The following is a 1,881-nucleotide window of genomic DNA, read 5'->3' as shown; positions in this document are numbered from 1 at the left end:
TCCTGGTTTAGCTACGGGGACACCAAACTGGGACAGGGGCGCGATGCCGTAAAGTCCCTTCTGCAAGACAACCCGGAATTGCTCGAAGAACTGGAAGCCAAGATCAAAGACGCCATTCAGACGCTAAAGGACTAAAGGACCCGTGTTAGCGGGCGTTAAAGCAACCTTTTCTCATTTTATTCATCTTAGATGATAAAAGTGTTGATGGTTATGAAGCATATAAGATTGTGGCTGAGTTGCCTGCTACTTATAAGCCTGTTTTCTTGCGAACTCGAGGATGATGGTATCAGCTACCATTTCGTACCCCTGCAGATTACCAGTGCAGACCTGCCGGAGTCTTTTGACGTAAATGCCATCTATGAAGTTAGTGTTACCTACCTCAAACCCAATTCCTGTGTTTTCTTTGAGGGTTTTGACATCCGAAGGGAAGACACTACTACACGAAATGTGGTTGCTATAGGGTCTGAGCTGGAAGACAGGGAATGTGCCCAGGTTGTTGAGGAAGAAACTGCGACCTTTAACTTCCAGGTGCTTTATAGCGAACCCTATCTTTTCCGATTCTGGACAGGGGAAGATGAAAACGGGGTTTCGGAATACTTTGAAATAACCGTACCAGTTAACCCATAAGGGCTCAATCCACTAATTCTGACCAACAATTTGAATCTGGATACGCTCATAGCATCCTGCAAAAAAGGCGATCGCAAGGCTCAGGAACAATTATACCGGACCTATGCGAGTATCCTCTTTGGTGTCTGTCTGAAATACTCACGCAACCGGACAGAAGCTGAAGATAATTTGCACGACAGCTTCATGACGATCTATGAAAAAATTGGACAATATAAATCCAAGGGTTCTTTTGAAGGTTGGATGAAACGGATCACTATCAATACAGTGCTTCAAAAATACCGCAAGGAGGAATTCCTCAGCCTAATATCAGAAAATCACAAAGAAGCCGTGGAAACGCTGGAGGAAAATGAAGAACTGTCCCTGCAAACCTTATTACAGTACATACGGGAACTGCCTAATAAATACAGGCTCACATTTAACCTCTATGTCCTGGACGGGTATTCGCATAAAGAGATCAGTGAACTCCTCGGGACCTCCCTGGGAACCTCAAAATCCAACCTGGCAAGGGCCCGGATGATTTTACAACAAAAGATCAAAAAACAACATAGAACTACTGCTAAAACCAGTAAAACATGAAAAAGAATCACGTAGACCAGGTATTTAAAGACCGGCTCAAGGACTACCAGGAAACCCCGGATGAGCGGGTATGGGAATCCATTGCAGCTTCCCTGGACAAGAAAAAATCAAAAAAGCGGGTCGTCCCCATCTGGTGGCGACTGGGGGGTGTTGCTGCAGCCCTGGCCCTGCTGCTTTACCTCTTCCTACCTCTAGGATCAGGAACAAGTCCTGAAGGGGTCACTGATACGGACCAACCTGTGGAAATGGAATCGTCCAATACACCTCAGGATTTACAGCAAAACGACCAATTGCAGAAAGAAGAGAGATATGTTCGACAATCAGAAACACCCTCAGCTGTGCCTCAAACAGAAACTGCTGAAATGCCCGAACCGGAAATCAAAGTGGCCACCAGTGAAAACACAGGGCTGCCCACAACATCAAATTCTAATGGAACACAACTATCCGGTGAAAAGGACAAAAACCAGTCAGTAAATCAGGCCCTTGCCCTTCAGGATGATGAGGAGCAAGACAGCTTTAAAAATCATGAGGCGGGTGAAGCGGCTGCTGAGGAGGCCAGGTTTGCCAGCAACATGACAACCCAAAAAGAACGCGCTTCCGAATCAGAAAAACAGAAGGCGCTATTAGAAGGAGTAGCTGAAAACAAAGATGAGGTTGAAACCGGGGAAGAAAAGGTTG

Annotated in this window: 2 protein-coding genes and 2 pseudogenes; all 4 read left to right on the top strand. The window is 45.9% G+C overall.

Going from position 1 to position 1,881, the window contains the following annotated elements; all coding sequences use genetic code 11:
- Positions 1–135: pseudogene (locus AC4E7D_RS11435) on the top strand (recombinase RecA); the annotation flags it as partial.
- A 75-nt stretch (positions 136–210) separates the two neighbouring features.
- On the top strand, positions 211–627 hold the full coding sequence (locus tag AC4E7D_RS11430) for a hypothetical protein (RefSeq protein WP_490173923.1): 417 nt from the start codon (positions 211–213) through the stop codon (positions 625–627).
- Between the two features lie 30 nt (positions 628–657).
- The gene (locus AC4E7D_RS11425; protein ID WP_490173922.1) at positions 658–1,203 is read left to right on the top strand and encodes an RNA polymerase sigma factor; all 546 of its coding nucleotides are present in this window, start codon (positions 658–660) and stop codon (positions 1,201–1,203) included.
- Positions 1,200–1,881, top strand: a pseudogene (locus AC4E7D_RS11420) (hypothetical protein); the annotation flags it as partial. The gene AC4E7D_RS11425 and the pseudogene AC4E7D_RS11420, both read left to right, overlap by 4 nt.

The sequence above is a fragment of the Lentiprolixibacter sp. genome (assembly GCF_982873095.1).
The sequence above is the reverse complement of the archived record's forward strand: the minus strand, read 5'-3'. Positions and strand labels throughout refer to the sequence as shown.